Raw genomic sequence first — 17,025 nt, 5'->3', positions numbered from 1 at the left:
TCAACCCGGGGCTAAAACAAGGCCTAAAACAAGGCAACGCCGAAATAAAGCTGGCCGATAGCATGTGTGCAGAAGTGCACGCAGCATCCCCGCCCATCTTGCCGCTGGCGGAGCGACGCTTCGCAGATTGCGGAGCGAGGTGATTTGCCCGTCAGCTGACGGCCACGCATGCCTGTCAAGCGTCGCGACGAAAAATAATCCGCTTGCATTATTCTGGAAATCGGAAGTAAGGTGCATTTGTTCCGATCCGGACAGAGGGGCGTTACGCGTCGTCACGAACGTTGGATGTCGGAATGCGGTGGGCACGATGAGCACGTCGGACGAACGTGTTGTCGCGCACGGCAAAGGCGTGTGGTCCTGACACCCCGACGCTGGTGTCAAGCTCGCGGGATGAAGATCTCGCTGGCGATGGGAGCAAGAAAGCCCGGTTCCCAGGGAGAGCGCGTTATAAGTCGTAAAGCCATCGCGCAGGGAATGCCGGGTGATTTGGCTGAACCTGTGGTGACTGCCGCCTGCTTTTTGTTTGCAGGCGGGCCATGGGGGCGGCCAGCTCCCGGCATTCCCTGCGCCCTTGTCGAATGTCGAGGGCGGTCCTAAGCAAGACTCGGACGCCATCGCGCCGCGAGAATGCGGAGATATGCCGCAATCGCGAATTTACTCTCGGCTGTCATTGCCGCGAAAGCGGGCAATCCAGTACGCCGCGGCCTCTCAGTGAGCAACCGCCGTCTCTGGAATACTGGGTCGCCCGGTCGAGCCGGGCGACGACAATGGAAATTCGTTGTTTGAAATTCGAATTGGAGAACACATCGCCGTGTTCAGCGCTGCGCCGTGTCGCAGGCAGGCCCGAGGCAATCCTCGATCCTGATCGGCAGGTGGCGAATGCGCTTGCCGATCGCGTCGTGCACGGCGCTGGCGATCGCCGCCTGGATGCCCGCGCTGCCCAGCATGCCGATGCCTTTCACGCTGCCGGGAAGGTGCGGATCGTCCTCCTCGATCATGGCGATATCGAATTCGGGCATGTCGGCATGCACTGGAATGAGATAATCCGCGAACGACTTGCCGAGGATGCACCCCGTCGCCCGATCAGTCAGCGTCTGCTCGTGCAGCGCCATGCCGATGCCGCCGATCAGTCCGCCGACATACTGGCTCCTGGCCAGCAGCGGATTGAGGATGCGGCCGGCGGCAAAGGCGGCACAGACACGGCGCACGCGGATCTCGCCGAGCGCGCTGTCGACGCCGATCTCGACGAACACCGCCCCATGGCCCATGCCGGTAGCGGCAAGTTTTGGGTGATCGGTCGCGGCACTTTCACCTTCCGCGACGAGACCGTCCGGCGCCGTCCGCGCCAGCACGTCGCTCAGCCTTTCCGCGGCGTTGCTCGAGCGGCTGCGGATCAGTTCGCCTTCGAAATCGAGATCATCGCTCGTCTTGCCGCCGAGCGGCCCGTTGGCATCGGAGGCGGCCATGCTGGCGAGCATCGCACGCAGTTGCGCGGTGGCCGACTGCACCGCCGGAAAAATGCTGGCCGTGACCTGCGAGCCGCCGGAAAAAGGTCCGTCAGGCAGCCAGGTATCGCCGAGTTCGACCGTGACCTTCGCCATGGGGATGCCGAGCGCATCGGCCGCGATCTGGCCGAGCGCGGTGTAGGTCCCCGAGCCCATGTCCTGCGTGCCGCATTGGACGACGAGCGAGGCGTCGCCGTTCAGGCGTACGCGGGCGCGGCAGGCCTGGCGGATTGCCGGATAGAGTGTGGTGGCCATGCCAAAACCGATGGTCCAGCGGCCATCGCGCTTTTTCCTTTTTTGGCGATCGGCCCAGCCGAAGCGTTCCGCACCGACGCGGTAGCAGGAGAGCAGGCTGTTGCTGCTCCAGGGCCGGCCGGTCTCCTGGTCGTGATCGGCAAAATTCTTCACGCGCAGGTCGAGCGGATCGAGGCCGAGCCGCTCGGCGGCCTCGTCCATCGCCGACTCCAATGCAAACGTGCCGGGCGCCGTTCCCGGCGCCCGCATCGGCACCGGCTGCGGCTCATTGGTTCGGACCAGCCGGTGCGTGGTCGAGACATTGGGACAGGCGTAGAGCAGGCGGCTGTAGACGGCAGTGGAGTCGGAATAGTCCGTGTGCGCAGAGGTCTGGGCCACGACGTCATGGGTGATCGCCGTGAGGCGGCCATTGGCGAAGCCCAGCGCCAGATCCTGTTCCGTCTGCTGCCGCCGTCCGACCAGCGTGAACATCTGCGCGCGGGACAGTTCGAGCCTGACCGGACGGCCGGTTTTTCGCGAGGCCAGCATCGCCCAGAACATCCATGGCCACCACAGCTGTCCCTTGCAGCCGAAGCCGCCGCCGAGAAAGCGGGCCAGCACGCGAATGTTTCTTGGTGGCATGTCGAAGGCCTGCGCGATCGTCGCGCGCGTAGCAAAAATCGCCTGTGTCGAGGTGTGGACGACGGCTTTTGGACCTTCCCACCAGCACACCACCACGTGCGGTTCCATCGGATGATGGTTGTTGACTTGGGTGCTGTAGCGGTTGCGGATCACCAGTTCGGCCTCGCCGAGCGCTGTGGCGACATCGCCACGACGGGTCGCGGCCGGAAACCGCCCGACCATCTCGGGTGCGATGGCCGCGCCGAGCGCCTGGTCCATCTGCGTCACCGCAGGCCGCGCCGCCGTCGCGATGCGCACTGCGCGCGCCGCGTCATGCGCTTCAGCCAATGTCGATGCGGCGACCAGCGCCACCGGCTGGCCATGAAAATGGATCGCTGTCTCGCGGATCAGGGTCGTGGCCGCGGACGATTTCAGCGACGCGGAATCGTCATGGGTGACGAGGGTTGCGAATCCCGGACGTGTTGGGGCTTCCACCGCATCGACCGACACGAGCTCGCCGCAAGCGATGGGCGCTTCGATCAAGGTGGCGTGGAGCAGACCTGCCGGCGCGATCTCGCCTTCGAACCGGGCCTGGCCGGTCACTTTGAGGAGGGCTTCGTAGCGTGCGTGTGAGTGGGCGTTCACGACACACCTCCGATCGTTTGCAAGGCGCGGATGACGGCGCTCCGCAGCAGCGGGATTTTGAAGGCGTTCTTCGCAAGCGGCGTGGCTCCTTCGATGGCGAGGTCGCCGGCCGCGGCGAAGGCCGCTTTGCCCGGTGCGCGACCGACCAGCGCCGCTTCGCTTCCGTGAAGCCGCCAGGGCAAGGGCGCGACGCCGCCGGCGGCCAGTCGCGCCGCGGTGATGACGCCATCCTCGATCTGCAGCGCGGCCGCGACGGAGACGACCGCGAACTCGAACGACGCACGGTCCCGGATCTTCAGATAGGTCGATCGGGGCGCGAAACGGCAGGCGTCGTGGATGCTGATCGCAGTGATGACATCGCCATCGGCGAGCGAAGAGTCCGGCGCCGTCGTGGGGGCTGGGAGCAGGTAGAGGTCGGGCAAGCGAAGGCGCCGCTCCCCTGCCGCGCTTGCGACGACGATCTCGGCATCGAGCGCTGCGAGCGCCACGGCGAGGTCCGAGGCATGCGTCGCCACGCAGCCGCTGCTGGTGCCGAACAGCGCCGCATGGCGGTTTTCTCCATCCCTGGCGCCGCATCCCGAGCCCGGCGCGCGCTTGTTGCAGGCGAGGCCGGCGCTACGAAAATAGGGGCACCGGGTCCGCTGCAAGAGGTTGCCGCCAAGGGTCGCCATGTTGCGCAGCTGCCCGCTCGCGCTCGCAAGGATCGCGTCCGCGATCAGCGGGTGATGGATTTTCACGTCGGGATGAGCGGCCACATCGCTCAGGCGCGACAGCGCGCCCAGGCTCAGCGTGTCGCCGGCATAGGAGATCTCGGCCAGTGGCAGGCGGCAGATATCGATGACGGTTTTGGGTGCCGCAAGCCCGGTTTTCCAGAGCTGCAGAAAATCTGTCCCGCCTGCGACATAGGTTGCGCCGTGCCGCGCGCCTTGCGCGAGCGCATCGTCGAGGCGTGTTGCCTCGATGTAATGGAACGACGGTCCGCTCATAGCCCGGCGACCTCCGCAATCGCCGCGACGATGCTCGGATGGGCGCCGCAGCGGCACAGATTGCCGCTCATGCCTTCGCGGATTTCCGCGATCGAACCGGGATTTTCCGACAGCAGCGCAATACCCGAGAGGATCTGGCCTGACGTGCAATAGCCGCACTGGAGGGCATCATGCCGAATGAAGGCCGCCTGCAGGGGATGCAGATGATCGGCCGTTCCCACCCCTTCGATCGTGGTGACCACGGCATCGTCGAACGAGGCGGCGAGCGCAAGGCAGGAGACGACGCGGCGGCCCGCGACCAGGACCGTGCAGGCGCCACAACCTCCCATGTCGCACCCTTTCTTGGTGCCGGTGAGGCCGAGCTGGTCCCGGATCACATCGAGAAGCGTCGCGCTCGGGCTGATCTCGATCTCGTAGCGCATCGCGTTGATGGTGAGCGAAAGCGCGATGCGCGGCGGTGTCCGCTCCCTTGCGTCGTGAGATGGTGGCTGAGTGACGGTCATGGCAGGCGCTCCGGATATTCGCCGCCAAATCTGCCATGCTATCCGGACCAGGGAAGGCATGGTATTATCCTAGGATTGTCAGGCCCCCCATGTGCGGAGAGACTGCCGTGACCTTGATCGAGAGGAGCAGGAGCGAGCTCGGAGATTTTCTGAGGTCGCGCAGGGAGAAGCTGAGGCCGCGCGAGGTAGGACTGGCCGAGGGCCGCCGGCGCCGAACCGCAGGCCTCCGGCGCGAGGAAGTCGCCGAACTCGCCGGCATCGGGGTGGACTGGTACATTCGCCTGGAGCAGGGCCGATCGGTCAATCCGTCCGCCACGACCATCGACGCGCTGGCCCGCGCGCTCAGGCTCAGCAGGGTGGAGCACCTTCACCTCAAGGCGCTGACGCGCTCGGGAGAACGGCGCGCTTTCCAGACGGAGTCCGTGCCGGACTCGCTGAAGCGGATGATCGCCGCCATGAAACAGCCGGCCTACATCACCGGCCGGAGGTGGGATCTGCTCGCCTGGAACAAGGCTGCGAATGACATCCTGGCGTTCGATCAGCTGCCGGATGAGGACCGCAATATCCTCGTTTCGATGCTGACGCGGCCCGCGGCGCGGCGGCTGTTCGGCGCCGGCTGGGCCGATGAAGCAAAACGGATCGTCGCGCAGTTTCGGGCAACGCACGACTTGTGGGCCGACGACCCCGCGTTTCGCGAACTGCTGCAGCGACTCCGCAAGGACTGTCCCGAGTTTTCGGTCTGGTGGAAGAGCCATGACGTCCGTGGCACCGCGGCAGGCCTCAAGCGGCTTCATCATCCGAAGAAGGGCGTGTTGTCGTTCGAGCATGCCAGCTTCCAGTGGAACGACGATCCCTCGCTCAGGCTCGTCATCTACACGCCGGTTTAGCCAACAGGACTTTTGGCCGAACATGATCTGCTGCCATGGAACCCGGGGCCATCCTCGCGCTTATCGACCGGGAAGTTCGACGGCGGCCTCGATGATCAACGACCTCTGGTACAAGAATGGCGTGATCTACTGCCTGTCGGTCGGCACCTATATGGATGCGAATGGCGATGGGGTCGGGGACTTCAAGGGACTGCAGCGCCGCCTCGACTATCTGCACGGCCTCGGCATCACCGCGCTCTGGCTGATGCCCTTTCAACCATCGCCCCGGAGAGACGATGGCTACGATGTCGCCGACTATTACGGTGTCGATCCGAGCTATGGTACCCTCGGCGATTTCGTCGAGTTCACCCACGGCTGTCGCCAGCGCGGCATCCGCGTCATCATCGATCTGGTGGTCAATCACACCTCGGACCAGCATCCCTGGTTCCAGAGCGCGCGAGCCTCGAAAGATTCGCCCTATCGCGACTGGTACGTCTGGGCCGAGAAGCGGCCGCCGAACGCCAATGAAGGTATGGTGTTCCCCGGTGTACAGAAATCGACCTGGACACGGGACAAGGAAGCCGGCGCCTGGTACTTCCACCGCTTCTATGATTTCCAGCCCGACCTCAACACGTCAAATCCATCGGTGCAGGCCGAGATCCTGAAAATCATGGGGTTCTGGATCCAGCTCGGCGTGTCCGGCTTTCGCATGGATGCGGTCCCCTTCATCATCGCCTCCAAGGGTGCGAAGGTCAAAAAGCCGATCGAACAATACGACATGCTGCGGACGTTCCGCGAATTCCTGCAATGGCGGGAGGGCGATGCCATTATCCTGGCCGAAGCCAACGTGCTGCCCGAAACCGACATGGAATATTTCGGGCACGACGGCGACCGCATGCACATGATGTTCAATTTCCAGGTCAACCAGCATCTGTTCTACGCGCTGGCGTCCGCCGATTGCCGTCCACTCGCCAAGGCGCTGATGGCGACCAAGCCGAGGCCTGACACGGCGCAATGGGGCCAGTTTCTGCGCAACCACGACGAACTCGATCTCGGCCGTCTGACCAAGGCGCAGCGCGAGACCGTGTTCGAGGCATTCGGCGCCGACAAGAACATGCAACTCTATGATCGCGGCATTCGCCGCCGTCTGGCCCCGATGCTGGGTGGCGACCGGCGGCGGCTCGAGCTTGCCTATAGTCTGATGTTTACCCTGCCCGGGACACCGGTGATCCGCTACGGCGACGAAATCGGCATGGGCGACGATCTCGATCTGCCCGAGCGCAACGGCGCTCGGACGCCGATGCAATGGTCGGCCGAGCCGCACGCAGGCTTCACGGCCAACGACAAGCCATGTCTGCCCGTCATCGACGAGGGCCCTTACGGATACGAACACGTCAACGCCGCCAAGCAGCGTCGTGACCCGAACTCGATGCTGAACTGGACCGAGCGTATCGTCCGCATGCGCAAGGAAGTGCCGGAAATAGGTTGGGGCGATTTCGAGATCATCGCGGTGCGCGATGCCGCGGTGCTCGTCATCCGCTACGATTGGCACAACAATTCGGTACTGTTCGTCCACAATTTCGATGAAAAGCCGCGTGAGATTTCATTTTCTGTCGGACTTGGCGATGGAGGCGGAAAGCTTTTGATCAACCTGTTGTCGGAGGATCACAGCCACGCGGATGAAAAGGGGAGGCACCGGCTCCTGATCGAAGGTTACGGCTATCACTGGTATCGTGTCGGCGGTCTCGACTACCTGCTCAAGCGCAGCGATGTCGACACCAGCGTTCGAAAGAAGCGGAAGGTGTGAGGCGCTGCGCGGGCAACGCGCTCAGGCAGCGGCCGCGGGCATCGTCGCCTGGGCCGTGCGCGGCAGGGTGACGCGGACCACCGTGCCCTTGCCGAGGGTTGAGCGCAGCCGCATCGAGCCGCCGTGCAGATGCGCGAGCGAGCGCGCGATCGCTAGCCCGAGGCCCGAGCCGTGGTAGGTCTTGCTGAGCTGGCTCTCCACTTGCTCGAACGGCCGGCCAAGGCGCGCCAGCGACTGCGGCGGGATGCCTATGCCGGTGTCGGCGATCATCAGCACGATGCGGTCTTCGAGCAGCAGGCTGCGCACCGCCACCTTGCCGCCTTCCGGCGTGAACTTGACCGCGTTCGACAGGAGGTTGACGAGGATCTGCTTGGTGGCGCGGCGGTCGGCCACCATCGCGATGTTCTTCTCGATGTCGGCATCGAGTGTGAGGCGCTTGTCATACGCCCGCCCGGAGACGACGCGCAGCGACTCCGCGAGCGTCTTGGAGAGGTCGAGCGGCTCGAGGTCGAGCTTCATCCGGCCGGCCTCGATCTTCGACATGTCGAGGATGTCATTGATCACCTCCAGGAGATAGTGACCGCTGGTCAGGATGTCGTGGCAATATTCCTGGTATTTCTCCGACCCGAGCGCGCCGAACATGCCGCTCCCCATGATCTCGGAGAAGCCGATGATCGCATTGAGCGGCGTGCGCAGCTCGTGGCTCATATTGGCGAGGAACTTGGACTTGGTCTGGTTGGCTTCCTCGGCGCGGTTTTTCTCTTGCGAATATTTCTCGGCGAGATCGGCAAGCTCGACGGCCTGGCGCTCGAGCTCGGCCTGCGAACGCTGCAGGTCGGCAACGATGGCGCGCTGGCGCAGATCGTTGTCGACCAGCTTCTGCTCGTGCTCCTTGATCCGCGTGATGTCGGTGCCGACCGAAACGTAGCCGCCATCCTTGGTGCGCCGCTCGCTGATGTGCAACCAGCTGCCGTCGTCGAGCTGAGCCTCGAAGGTTCGCGCGCCCGGCGCCTGGGTGCCGGTGTCATTGAGGCGGGTGCGCACCTCCGGCATGCGGCCGACCTCGATGACGGTCTCGTAGGAGGTGCCCGGGATCACCGCGGAGTCCGGCAGCTTGTGCAGGCGCTGGAAATGCGAATTGCACAGCACCAGGCGGTCGGAGGCGTCCCACAGCACAAAGGCTTCCGGGATGGTCTCGATCGCGTCGCGCAGCCTAAGGTCCGCCTCGACGTTCTTCTCGGCGAGGCTCTTCTGCTCGGTGATGTCGACGGCGATCCCGATCAGGTGCAGGCCGGAATTGCCGGCACTCTGGCTGAGCTCGCAGCGCACGCGCAGCCAGATCCAGTGCCCGTCAACATGCTGCATGCGAAAAGTCTGGTCGATGTGGTTGAGTTCGCCGGAGAGCAGGCGGTCGGCGATGGCGAGCAGATCGATGTCGTCGGACTTCACCAGTGCGTTGACCTCGCCGAAGGTCAAGAGGTCGTTGCGGCTGTCGAGCCCCAGCATGGTGAACATCGATTGCGACCAGAAAATCCGGCCGCGCGACAGGTCCCAGTCCCACAGGCCGCAGCGGCCGCGGTTCAGCGCGGTGTCGATGCGGCCGCGGACGGCATCGTTGATGAGGTCGCCCTCGCGGGCGCGGGTCGACTGCCAGTGGAAGGCGAAGCCGAGGATCAGCACGACGAAGCCGGTGGTGGCCGAAAGCGTCACCGACAGCGCCGCGTCCGATCCCCACAGCGGGTCCGACTTTTCCTGGATGACGATGACCTGTCCGGGCAGCGCCTTGATGGCGACCGAGATCGCCAGCGCGCCATTGCCGTTGGGCAGGATCATGTCGGTGACGGTGCCCTGCAGGCCTGGCGCCGCAAGAAGCTGGGCCGTGGAGATGACGTCGAGCACGCGGTCGGCCTCGCCGAGACTGGACTCGACGGGAACGCGGGCGAGAATGCGATGATCGGCGCCGGTGACGATGACGTGCCGGCCGCGAGCAATGCCCCATGGCGGGATGAAGTCGGGCAAGAGGCCCGGCAGACGCTCGATGTTGGTCAGGCGCTCGCGACGCACGGACGCGAGACGGTCGATGCGCTCGGCCAGGAGGTCGGCAAGCGCGGCGAGGTCGCGCTTGCTGGACGCGCGCTTCTGCCGGCTCTGATCGACCACCTGCACGAAGGCGCCGAGGCAGATCGTGATCAGGAAGGCGATGATCAGGGTGGGCACGGCCCGGCGCAGCGTCGGCTCAGCAGTCAACAGCCTTTGGTAGGCTGGTTTAGCGATCGACTGCGCCAACCCTTTGATCGAATCGGATTGAACGCACGCGTCCGCTGCATGAGCGCGCGCCATGCCGTAGACCCCCACCAAATCCCGTTTGCCACCTGGATTGGGAGAGCCCCAGTCACTCCCGAATCAATGGGGAGATTTGAATCCAGTTTTCCCGGACTGTCGAGAGTCAACGATTCCACGGCGCAAATAAATCTTATTCAATACGTAACCGCTATGGCGAAAACCAGACAAGGCGAGTCCGAAACAGGAACGCGAGCCGCGCTCGCTCCGCAAAAAACCGGTGCGCTCTTCACAACGCACCGCGGTTGCCCGTGTGCGGCTTCAGGCGAACGGCGGCTCGGCGTGACTGATCACGCGCTTCACATCCGGAAACGCGCGGCGCAGCGCGCGTTCGATCTCGTCGACGTTCTCGTGCACCCGGATCACGCTCATGGTCGGTGCGGCGCGGCAGTGGAAGTTAACGATTTCCCCGGCCTCGGTGCTGCGTACGCGAACATTGTGCACGTCATGGATGGCGGTGGTGGCCGCAATGCGGATCAGCGCATCGCGGATTACTCCAACACGATCGGGCGCAGCGTCAACACCGAGCGGCAGCTCCGGTTCCAGGGGCTCGATATGCGTGTCGATCTCGACCTCCGCGCCAAATTCGTCGCGGATGTTGCGCTCCAGGGCCCGGGTGATGTCGTGCGCTTCGGCAAGCGGCAGTTCGGCGTCGACTTCCAGATCGATCGAGACGATCAGCTTGTTGCCGAGGTCATGGACCGTGACGTGATGAATGGCGAGCCCCGAGTTGCGGGCGATCACCATGATCCGCTCCCTGACGGATTCGTTGTTCAGTGCGACGGGTACCGCGGTAAAGGTGAGATCGGCGTCACCGAGCGCGGCTACGACCGCAGCCTGCGCCTTCCGCTTGATCTCCTCGACGCGGTCGATCGGATAGGTGCGCGGAACCTTGACGATCGCGTCTATGAAATGTGTAGAGCCGACCATGCGCACGCGCAGTCGCTCGACATCGACCACGCCGGAAACCGAATTGATCGCGGCACGCGCCTTCTCCGAGGCGCCTTCGGGCGCGCGGTCGAGCAGTGTTTCGACGGTGGAGCGCGCGAGCCGCAGTCCGAGCGCGGCGATCATGACCGCCACCGCGATCGCAGCGACGGAATCGCCCCAGCGAAAGCCGAGCGCCGTCAGCACGAGGCCGATGATGACCGCGATCGAACCGAGCACGTCGGAGGCAAAATGCAGCGCGTCCGCGGCAAGCGCCTGGCTGTGGGTCTCGTGCGCCGTGCGATGCAGCGCGCGGGCGCGCCAGACGTTCACCGCGATGTCGATCAGCAGAACGACGAACGGAACCGCAGAGATCACTGGCGGCTGCGCGCCCTCGCGCAGCCGGCTCCAGGATTCCACCAGCACGCCGCCAGCCAGCACATAGAGCAGCGCGATCACGCCGAGCGCCGACAGGCTCTCGAGCTTGCCGTGGCCATAATGATGCTCCTCGTCGGCGGGGCGATCGGACACCCGCACGACCAGCCAAGTAATGATGGTGGCGATCACGTCGACCGAGCTGTGCAGGGCTTCCGAGATCAGCGCGAGCGAGCCGATCAGGATGCCGACGACGAACTTGGCCGCGGCCATGCTGGCGCTGGCGACGACCGAGATCGCGGCGACGCGGGATTTGGCGTTGAGATCGATGTCGCTCATGGCCCGCGATGTAGCAGGGCGCTTTCAAACATGAAAGCGCCGACAGGCGGGGCTCACAGTCGAATCGCGCCTGCGAGCGTGTCGCGAATTGTTCCGATTAGGATGCTGACATCACAACGTCACGACGATCTTGCCGAGATGCCGGTTGGCTTCCATATGCGCGAACGCCAGTCCGATATCGTCGAACGCGAACACGCGATCGATCGGCAGTTGCAGCTTGCGTTGTTCCACCGCCGGCCAAATATCCTTCTTCACCTCGTCAAAAATCTCGCGGATCTCGTCGATGGTGCGGGTGCGGAAGGTGACCCCGATATAGTGGATCCGCCGCGCGGCATGCAGGTCGAAATTGAAATCGGCATGAGTGCCGCCGAGCCGGCCGACGTTGACGATCCGCCCCTTGATCCTGGTCGCGGCGAGGTTCTGGTTTGCGACTTTGCCCGAGACCTGATCGACGATCAGATTGACGCCTTCGCCATTGGTCGCCGCCAGCACCTGGTCGACCCAGCCGGGATTGGAGGAATCGATCGCGAGATCGGCGCCGAACGCTTTCAGGCGTCCGCGACGGGTTGGATCCGTCGAGGAGCCGATCACCAGCTTCGCGCCCTTGTATTTTGCGATCTGCATCGCCATCAGCCCGACGCCCGAACTTGCGCCCTGGACCAGGACCGATTGGCCCGCCTGCAACGCGCCGTTGGTCACCACGGCATTGTGCATCGTGGCGAGGGCGACAGGCAGGGTGGCGGCCTCGTCGAAATTCATGTCGCTCGGCACATGGAACAAGCGCCCGTGATCGGCAAGCGTGTATTCGGCGAAAGCGGCAGCGCCCGATCCCATGATGCGGTCGCCGACCTTGACGCCTTGGGCCGCCGGTCCGAGCTCGGCGACCTCGCCGGCCCATTCCATCCCGAGCACGGTGCCGACGCCGCCCAAGGCGCCGTGCACGTGGCCCTTGGTCATGCCAAGATCGGCGCGGTTCAAGCCGCAGGCGCGGACGCGGACCAGTAGCTGCGTGCCTACAGGCGCGGGTTTCGCGATGTCCGTAATGACGGCGCCATCGGCGCCATACACATAAGCCTTCATGGCATTATCTCTTCGGTTGTTTGCGGCGGGCTATTCGGCCGCGACGCGATGGGGCATCGACATCATGCCCTCCAGGCGGCTGCGAATGATCGCCTCGGCTTCGCGAATGATGCGCGACACCAGTTCGCCGCAGCTCGGGATGTCATGGATCAAGCCCTGCACCTGGCCGGCCGACCAGATGCCTTCGTCGGCATTGCCAGTTGCGTAGACCATCTTGCCGCGCGCGCCGGCGACGAGCTCGCGCACCTCGTCGAAGGTCGCGCCCTGCTTCTCCATCGCGACCACTTGGGTCGAGACCGCGTTCCGGGCGACGCGCGAGGTGTTGCGCATGGTGCGAAAAATCAGCTCGGTCTCGCGCTCGTCATTGGCAACGATCTTCTCCTTGATGAGCTGATGGATCGGGCTCTCCTTGGTGCACATGAAGCGCGTGCCCATGTTGATGCCTTCGGCGCCGAGAGCGAGCGCCGCGACGAGCCCGCGGGCGTCGCCGAACCCGCCCGAGGCGATCAGCGGGATTTTGACCTTGTCGGCGGCTGCGGGAATCAGGATCAGGCCGGGGGTGTCGTCCTCGCCGGGATGGCCGGCACATTCGAAGCCGTCGATCGAGATCGCGTCCACGCCCATGCGCTCGGCCGAGAGCGCGTGGCGGACACTGGTGCATTTGTGCACGACCTTGATGCCGTGCTTCTTGAATTCGTCGACATGTTCCTGCGGCTTATTGCCGGCGGTCTCGACGATCCTGATGCCGCTCGCGATGATGGCGCTGCGATATTCCGCGTAAGGCTGCGGCTTGATGGCGGGCAGGATGGTCAGGTTGACGCCGAACGGCTTGTCGGTCATGTCCCGGCAGCGCGCGATCTCCCTGGCAAGGTCCTCCGGTGTCGGCTGGGTCAGCGCAGTGATGAAGCCGAGCGCGCCGGCATTGGCGACGGCCGCGACCAGCTCGGCCCGGCCGACCCATTGCATGCCGCCCTGCACGATCGGGTGGTCGACGCCGGCGAGTTCGGTAAAGCGCGTCTTGATCATCTTGGCCCTCGGTTTCCTGCCGCGCTGATTGTTTCCGCGCGGCTATCGGAGGGCAGAATGGCTTTGGGCTCCGCAAATGTCTACGCCGACCGCGGCAAAGCGTTATGCAAAACCGGCGAACGTTCGCTTCCGCTGGGCGGAAACGGGCGCGCACGTCGTAGAGAGATACCCAACCGATTCGCGTCGGGCCCGTAGACAAAAACCTCGATCTTGATCTGTGCAAGACGGCAAAAAACGCCTCCGCTTCGGTTGCGCACCGAAGCGTCATGATCAGGCAGCTGGGACGCCAATCTAAGCGGCGGATTTCGGCGCCATGCCAGCCGCTTCATCGAAGGCGCTCGAAATGTCGCGCATGCTGACGACGCCGGCGAGTGCAAAATCATCGATCACGGGAAGATGGCGGATGTGATGCACATTCATCAGGTGGCGGGCGTGCTCGAGCGTGTCCTCCGCCGAACAGGCGACGAGCTTCTGCACCGAAATGAGCTGCGAGACTTTCAGATTGACGCCGGCTGCGCCGTGCTCAGCGATTGCTCGCACCACGTCGCGCTCGGTGAACATGCCGGCCGCCGTGTTGCCTTCGGTGCGCACGACATCCTTGACCACGAGGGCGCTGATATTGCTGGCACGCATCAGCTGCGCAGCAACGCCGACGGTTTCGTTCATCCGGACCGTGACGACCCGGGACGTCTTCTTGCGCAGGATGTCTCCGACTTTCATCCCAATCTCCTTTGGCTGGAGGAGCAATTGCAAGTCGATACTGGTATACATTATGCCAAGTGTCAACCTGGTTGATAATGATGGGGAGTCCCATAAAGGACAAAAACATTGACACTTATGCGCCCGTGCAGGCGGGCAGATGGAGATGCACGCTTCAGTTTAGCTGAAAGCGTGGCCAAGTATCTCTTATTTTTAGCTAGATGTGTCTTGAGCATACGTCCGGAGCGGAGGCGGCTCGCCGCCATGTGCGGATAAAAGAAGGGCGCGCTGCGGCGCGCCCTTCTTTTATCGAGGTCGGCGGATTTGATTGCGCGCCGTGCTGCAATCACTCGGCTGGCTGGCCGACCGTGTTCTTGTTTTCCGACGCCGTGATCGATAGCCGCATCGGCCGCACCACGAACAGGGCCATGGCCACGACAATGAAATTCATGATCGCGGCAACCGCAAACACGGAATGCCAGCTGCCCGTATAGCTCTTCAGCACATTGGCGAGCGGCACGCCGAAGGCCGACAGGCCCTTGGCGGTGTAGAGCAGGGCGGTATTCGTCGTCGCGTATTTCGGACCGAACATGTCCGTGCAAGTCGAAGGGAACAGACTGAAGATCTCGCCCCAGGTGAAGAAGATCAGCGCGGCGCAGATCACGAAGGTCCAGGGCGTTGTGCCGGCGGTGCCGAGCAGCCAATAGGCTAGACCGCCGGTCGTGAAGGCGATCGCCATGGTGTATTCGCGGCCGATCTGGTCGGAGACCCATCCGAAGAACGGCCGTGCGCCACCGTTGGCCACGCTGTCGACTATACCAGCGACGATCAAGGTGGTTCCGCCGAACAAAATGACGGTCTGCGCGACGCCGTAGTCCTTGGCGATCACCGCGATCTGCGCCGTAACCATCAGGCCGCTGGCGGAGACCAGCACGAACATGACGTAGAGCAGCCAGAAGATGGGGGAGGCAAGCATCTGTCCCGGCGTGCTCGAGGTCTTCGACTGCAGCACTTTCGCAGCCGATGTCGACGGCACCTCGCCCGGCAATGGCGAACGCAGCAGCCAGGCCAGGACGAAAATGATGATGCCCTGACCCCAGGCGAACCAGAAGAAGGTGTCCGCGTATCCGATCGAGGCGATCATCATCTGGATGGGAATCACTGTGACGACTGCGCCGCCGCCAAAACCGCCGGCCGTCAGCCCGACCGCGAGGCCCCGCCGGTCCGGAAACCATTTCACGGCATTGCCGACGCAGGTGGCATAGATGCCCCCGGCACCGACGCCCGATACGATGGCGCCGAAGTAGAGCATCTCGAGGGATTCGGCCTTGGAATTAATGAGCCAGCCGAGCAAGACAAAAATCCCGCCGACCGCGACCATGAGTCTCGGCCCGCGCAGCGGTCCAAGCGAATCGACGATCCAGCCCTGAAGTGGCGTCAGCCAGGTCTCCAGCGCGACGAAAATGCTGAAGGCGACCTGGATGGCGCCGACATCCCAGGAATGGGCTTTGGCCATCGGCCCCACAAAGTAGGTCCAGCCATACTGAAGATTGGCGATCATCGCCATGCAAACCACGCCGATGATGAGCTGCATCCAGCGGTATCCGTTGGATGGTGCCTGGCTCGACGGTACTGCCGCGTTCGCGACCATTGTGTTCCTCCCGATGCGCGCCTTTTTAGAGTGCACCCCACGGGCGTCATGCGCGTTCTAAAATTCTGGTATAATATATTCCAAGACGCAAGCGTCGATTTTGCCGCAGGTCACCGTTGATTGGCCCTACATTGCTACCGCCGCGCGATCGCGCTGAAATTGCACGCAGTGCGCGCTTTTCCTCGGCGCGACAATCCCAACTGAAGTCAATCAATCAGATTTGACGATCAAGGGATAGGACAGCGACGACAAAAAATGGCCCGACCAGGTCGAGCCATTTTGGAGGGCGATTTGTTCGCAGGCGCGCTCATAGAAGCGGCGCGCGAGCGAAATCGCAATTGACGTCGGTGTCAGATTCCGGTGCGCGGCACGTCGCCGTTGCGGATGGTCAGTTCCGCATAGCTCAGAAGCAGGCGGTCGATGGTCGCGAACAGGCGGCCGAAAAGGCTGCAGGACGGGGCGAGGGCGATCGAGGCGGACTTGGACATGGGCATACTCTCTTGAATTCCAAAGCGATGCTTGATTCATTCGTCGGAGAGGGATTTATGTATACCAGATGCCAGATTCAACAAATTTGTTTGCATAGCAGCAATTTACACCGTGCATCGCAACATTGATCGGTAAAAACTAATAAAAACAAAGGGTCGCCCGCGCGGGCGACCCTAAATTTCCAATCCTATTGTGTATTTGACGTTTATTCCGCCGCTTGCTTGCGGGGCGGATCCAGCGCGCCGGAATCGTGGATTTCGGCTACCTGATGGTCGCTTAAGCCGAGCACCTGGCGCAGGATCTCGTCGGTATGCTCGCCGAGCAGCGGCGACCGCGCCACCTCGCTGGGAGAGTCCGAGAGTTTGATCGGGTTGCCGACCGACAGGTACTTGCCGCGGGTCGGATGGTCGACCTCGACCACAGTCCCGGTGGCACGCAGCGAGGGATCCTCCGCGAGCTCCTTCATGGACAGGATCGGGCCGCAGGGGATGTCGTATTGATTGAGGATTTCCATGGCCTCGAACTTGGTCTTGGTCATGGTCCACTGCTCGATGCGCGCGAAGATTTCGTTCAGCCGCGGCAGGCGGGCAGGCGGCTTCGCATAGTCCGGATGGGTCTTCCAGTTCGGCTCGCCGATCACGTCGCAGATCTTGTCCCAGACCGGCGCCTGGGTGATGAAGTAGATGTAGGAGTCGGGGTCGGTCTCCCAGTCTTTGCATTTGAGGATGCGGCCAGGCTGGCCGCCGCCGGAATCATTGCCCGCGCGCGGCACCGCCGCACCGAACGGAATGCCTTCGCCGAACTGGCTGTATTCCTTCAAGGGGCCATGGGCGAGGCGCTGCTGGTCACGCAGCTTGACGCGGCAGAGATTGAGCACGCCGTCCTGCATCGCGGCGGTCACGCGCTGGCCCTGACCGGTCTTGGTGCGCTGG

General features: G+C 63.5%; 13 protein-coding genes. 2 read left to right on the top strand and 11 right to left on the bottom strand.

Features of this window, described 5'->3' with window-relative positions; translation table 11 throughout:
• Positions 1 to 815: 815 nt before the first annotated feature.
• From JOZ76_RS08870 to JOZ76_RS08860, 3 genes are read right to left on the bottom strand one after another with little or no spacing between them, the layout of a single operon-like run.
• A complete protein-coding gene (locus JOZ76_RS08870; RefSeq protein WP_291698250.1) occupies positions 816 to 3,005 on the bottom strand; it encodes a xanthine dehydrogenase family protein molybdopterin-binding subunit in 2,190 nt (729 codons plus the stop codon).
• Positions 3,002 to 3,991 carry an FAD binding domain-containing protein gene (locus tag JOZ76_RS08865; protein WP_291698249.1) on the bottom strand — a complete coding sequence of 330 codons (990 nt, stop codon included), beginning with the start codon at positions 3,989 to 3,991 and terminating at the stop codon, positions 3,002 to 3,004. Before JOZ76_RS08865 ends, JOZ76_RS08870 begins: the two co-directional genes overlap by 4 nt.
• On the bottom strand, positions 3,988 to 4,494 hold the full coding sequence (locus JOZ76_RS08860; RefSeq protein WP_291698248.1) for a (2Fe-2S)-binding protein: 507 nt from the start codon (positions 4,492 to 4,494) through the stop codon (positions 3,988 to 3,990). The genes JOZ76_RS08865 and JOZ76_RS08860 overlap by 4 nt, the downstream gene beginning before the upstream one ends.
• 113 nt (positions 4,495 to 4,607) lie before the next feature.
• Between JOZ76_RS08860 and JOZ76_RS08855 the strand changes: the two genes are divergently transcribed.
• Together JOZ76_RS08855 and JOZ76_RS08850 are read left to right on the top strand one after the other, a co-directional pair.
• Positions 4,608 to 5,381, top strand: coding sequence for a helix-turn-helix transcriptional regulator (locus JOZ76_RS08855; RefSeq protein ID WP_291698281.1), 774 nt, complete (start codon positions 4,608 to 4,610; stop codon positions 5,379 to 5,381).
• 91 nt (positions 5,382 to 5,472) lie between these two features.
• Positions 5,473 to 7,167 carry an alpha-amylase family protein gene (locus JOZ76_RS08850; RefSeq protein ID WP_291698247.1) on the top strand — a complete coding sequence of 565 codons (1,695 nt, stop codon included), beginning with the start codon at positions 5,473 to 5,475 and terminating at the stop codon, positions 7,165 to 7,167.
• Positions 7,168 to 7,188: 21 nt separating this feature from the next.
• Here JOZ76_RS08850 and JOZ76_RS08845 read toward each other — a convergent pair whose 3' ends face one another.
• The 8 genes from JOZ76_RS08845 to JOZ76_RS08810 all read right to left on the bottom strand — a co-directional run.
• Positions 7,189 to 9,507 (bottom strand): PAS domain-containing sensor histidine kinase, encoded by a 2,319-nt coding sequence (locus JOZ76_RS08845; RefSeq protein ID WP_291698246.1) that lies wholly within the window; start codon positions 9,505 to 9,507, stop codon positions 7,189 to 7,191.
• 261 nt (positions 9,508 to 9,768) lie between these two features.
• Positions 9,769 to 11,148: a cation-efflux pump gene (locus tag JOZ76_RS08840; protein ID WP_291698245.1), complete on the bottom strand. Its 1,380-nt coding sequence runs from the start codon at positions 11,146 to 11,148 to the stop codon at positions 9,769 to 9,771.
• Between the two features lie 111 nt (positions 11,149 to 11,259).
• On the bottom strand, positions 11,260 to 12,228 hold the full coding sequence (locus JOZ76_RS08835; protein ID WP_291698244.1) for a zinc-binding dehydrogenase: 969 nt from the start codon (positions 12,226 to 12,228) through the stop codon (positions 11,260 to 11,262).
• Positions 12,229 to 12,258: 30 nt separating this feature from the next.
• The gene (locus tag JOZ76_RS08830; RefSeq protein WP_291698243.1) at positions 12,259 to 13,254 is read right to left on the bottom strand and encodes an NAD(P)H-dependent flavin oxidoreductase; all 996 of its coding nucleotides are present in this window, start codon (positions 13,252 to 13,254) and stop codon (positions 12,259 to 12,261) included.
• A gap of 291 nt (positions 13,255 to 13,545) precedes the next feature.
• On the bottom strand, positions 13,546 to 13,974 hold the full coding sequence (locus JOZ76_RS08825) for a CBS domain-containing protein (protein ID WP_291698242.1): 429 nt from the start codon (positions 13,972 to 13,974) through the stop codon (positions 13,546 to 13,548).
• A 325-nt stretch (positions 13,975 to 14,299) separates the two neighbouring features.
• Positions 14,300 to 15,604, bottom strand: coding sequence for an oxalate/formate MFS antiporter (oxlT, locus tag JOZ76_RS08820; RefSeq protein ID WP_291698241.1), 1,305 nt, complete (start codon positions 15,602 to 15,604; stop codon positions 14,300 to 14,302).
• A 350-nt stretch (positions 15,605 to 15,954) separates the two neighbouring features.
• Entirely contained in the window at positions 15,955 to 16,092 is a 138-nt protein-coding gene (locus JOZ76_RS08815; RefSeq protein ID WP_291698240.1) for a hypothetical protein, read from the bottom strand.
• Positions 16,093 to 16,298: 206 nt separating this feature from the next.
• Positions 16,299 to 17,025: CoA transferase (locus JOZ76_RS08810; RefSeq protein ID WP_291698239.1), on the bottom strand; the 727-nt coding region annotated here is incomplete at its 5' end.

The organism is Bradyrhizobium sp., assembly GCF_019244115.1.
Classification (GTDB): domain Bacteria; phylum Pseudomonadota; class Alphaproteobacteria; order Rhizobiales; family Xanthobacteraceae; genus Bradyrhizobium.
This window is presented reverse-complemented; position numbering and strand designations above follow the sequence as displayed.

Coding starts and splice junctions, on each gene's coding strand:
- JOZ76_RS08865 (WP_291698249.1), bottom strand. CDS start 3,991: ATGAGCGGACCGTCGTTCCATTACATCGAGGCAACACGCCTCGACGAT.
- JOZ76_RS08860 (WP_291698248.1), bottom strand. CDS start 4,494: ATGACCGTCACTCAGCCACCATCTCACGACGCAAGGGAGCGGACACCG.
- JOZ76_RS08850 (WP_291698247.1), top strand. CDS start 5,473: ATGATCAACGACCTCTGGTACAAGAATGGCGTGATCTACTGCCTGTCG.
- JOZ76_RS08845 (WP_291698246.1), bottom strand. CDS start 9,507: ATGGCGCGCGCTCATGCAGCGGACGCGTGCGTTCAATCCGATTCGATC.
- JOZ76_RS08840 (WP_291698245.1), bottom strand. CDS start 11,148: ATGAGCGACATCGATCTCAACGCCAAATCCCGCGTCGCCGCGATCTCG.
- JOZ76_RS08835 (WP_291698244.1), bottom strand. CDS start 12,228: ATGAAGGCTTATGTGTATGGCGCCGATGGCGCCGTCATTACGGACATC.
- JOZ76_RS08830 (WP_291698243.1), bottom strand. CDS start 13,254: ATGATCAAGACGCGCTTTACCGAACTCGCCGGCGTCGACCACCCGATC.
- JOZ76_RS08825 (WP_291698242.1), bottom strand. CDS start 13,974: ATGAAAGTCGGAGACATCCTGCGCAAGAAGACGTCCCGGGTCGTCACG.
- oxlT (WP_291698241.1), bottom strand. CDS start 15,604: ATGGTCGCGAACGCGGCAGTACCGTCGAGCCAGGCACCATCCAACGGA.
- JOZ76_RS08815 (WP_291698240.1), bottom strand. CDS start 16,092: ATGTCCAAGTCCGCCTCGATCGCCCTCGCCCCGTCCTGCAGCCTTTTC.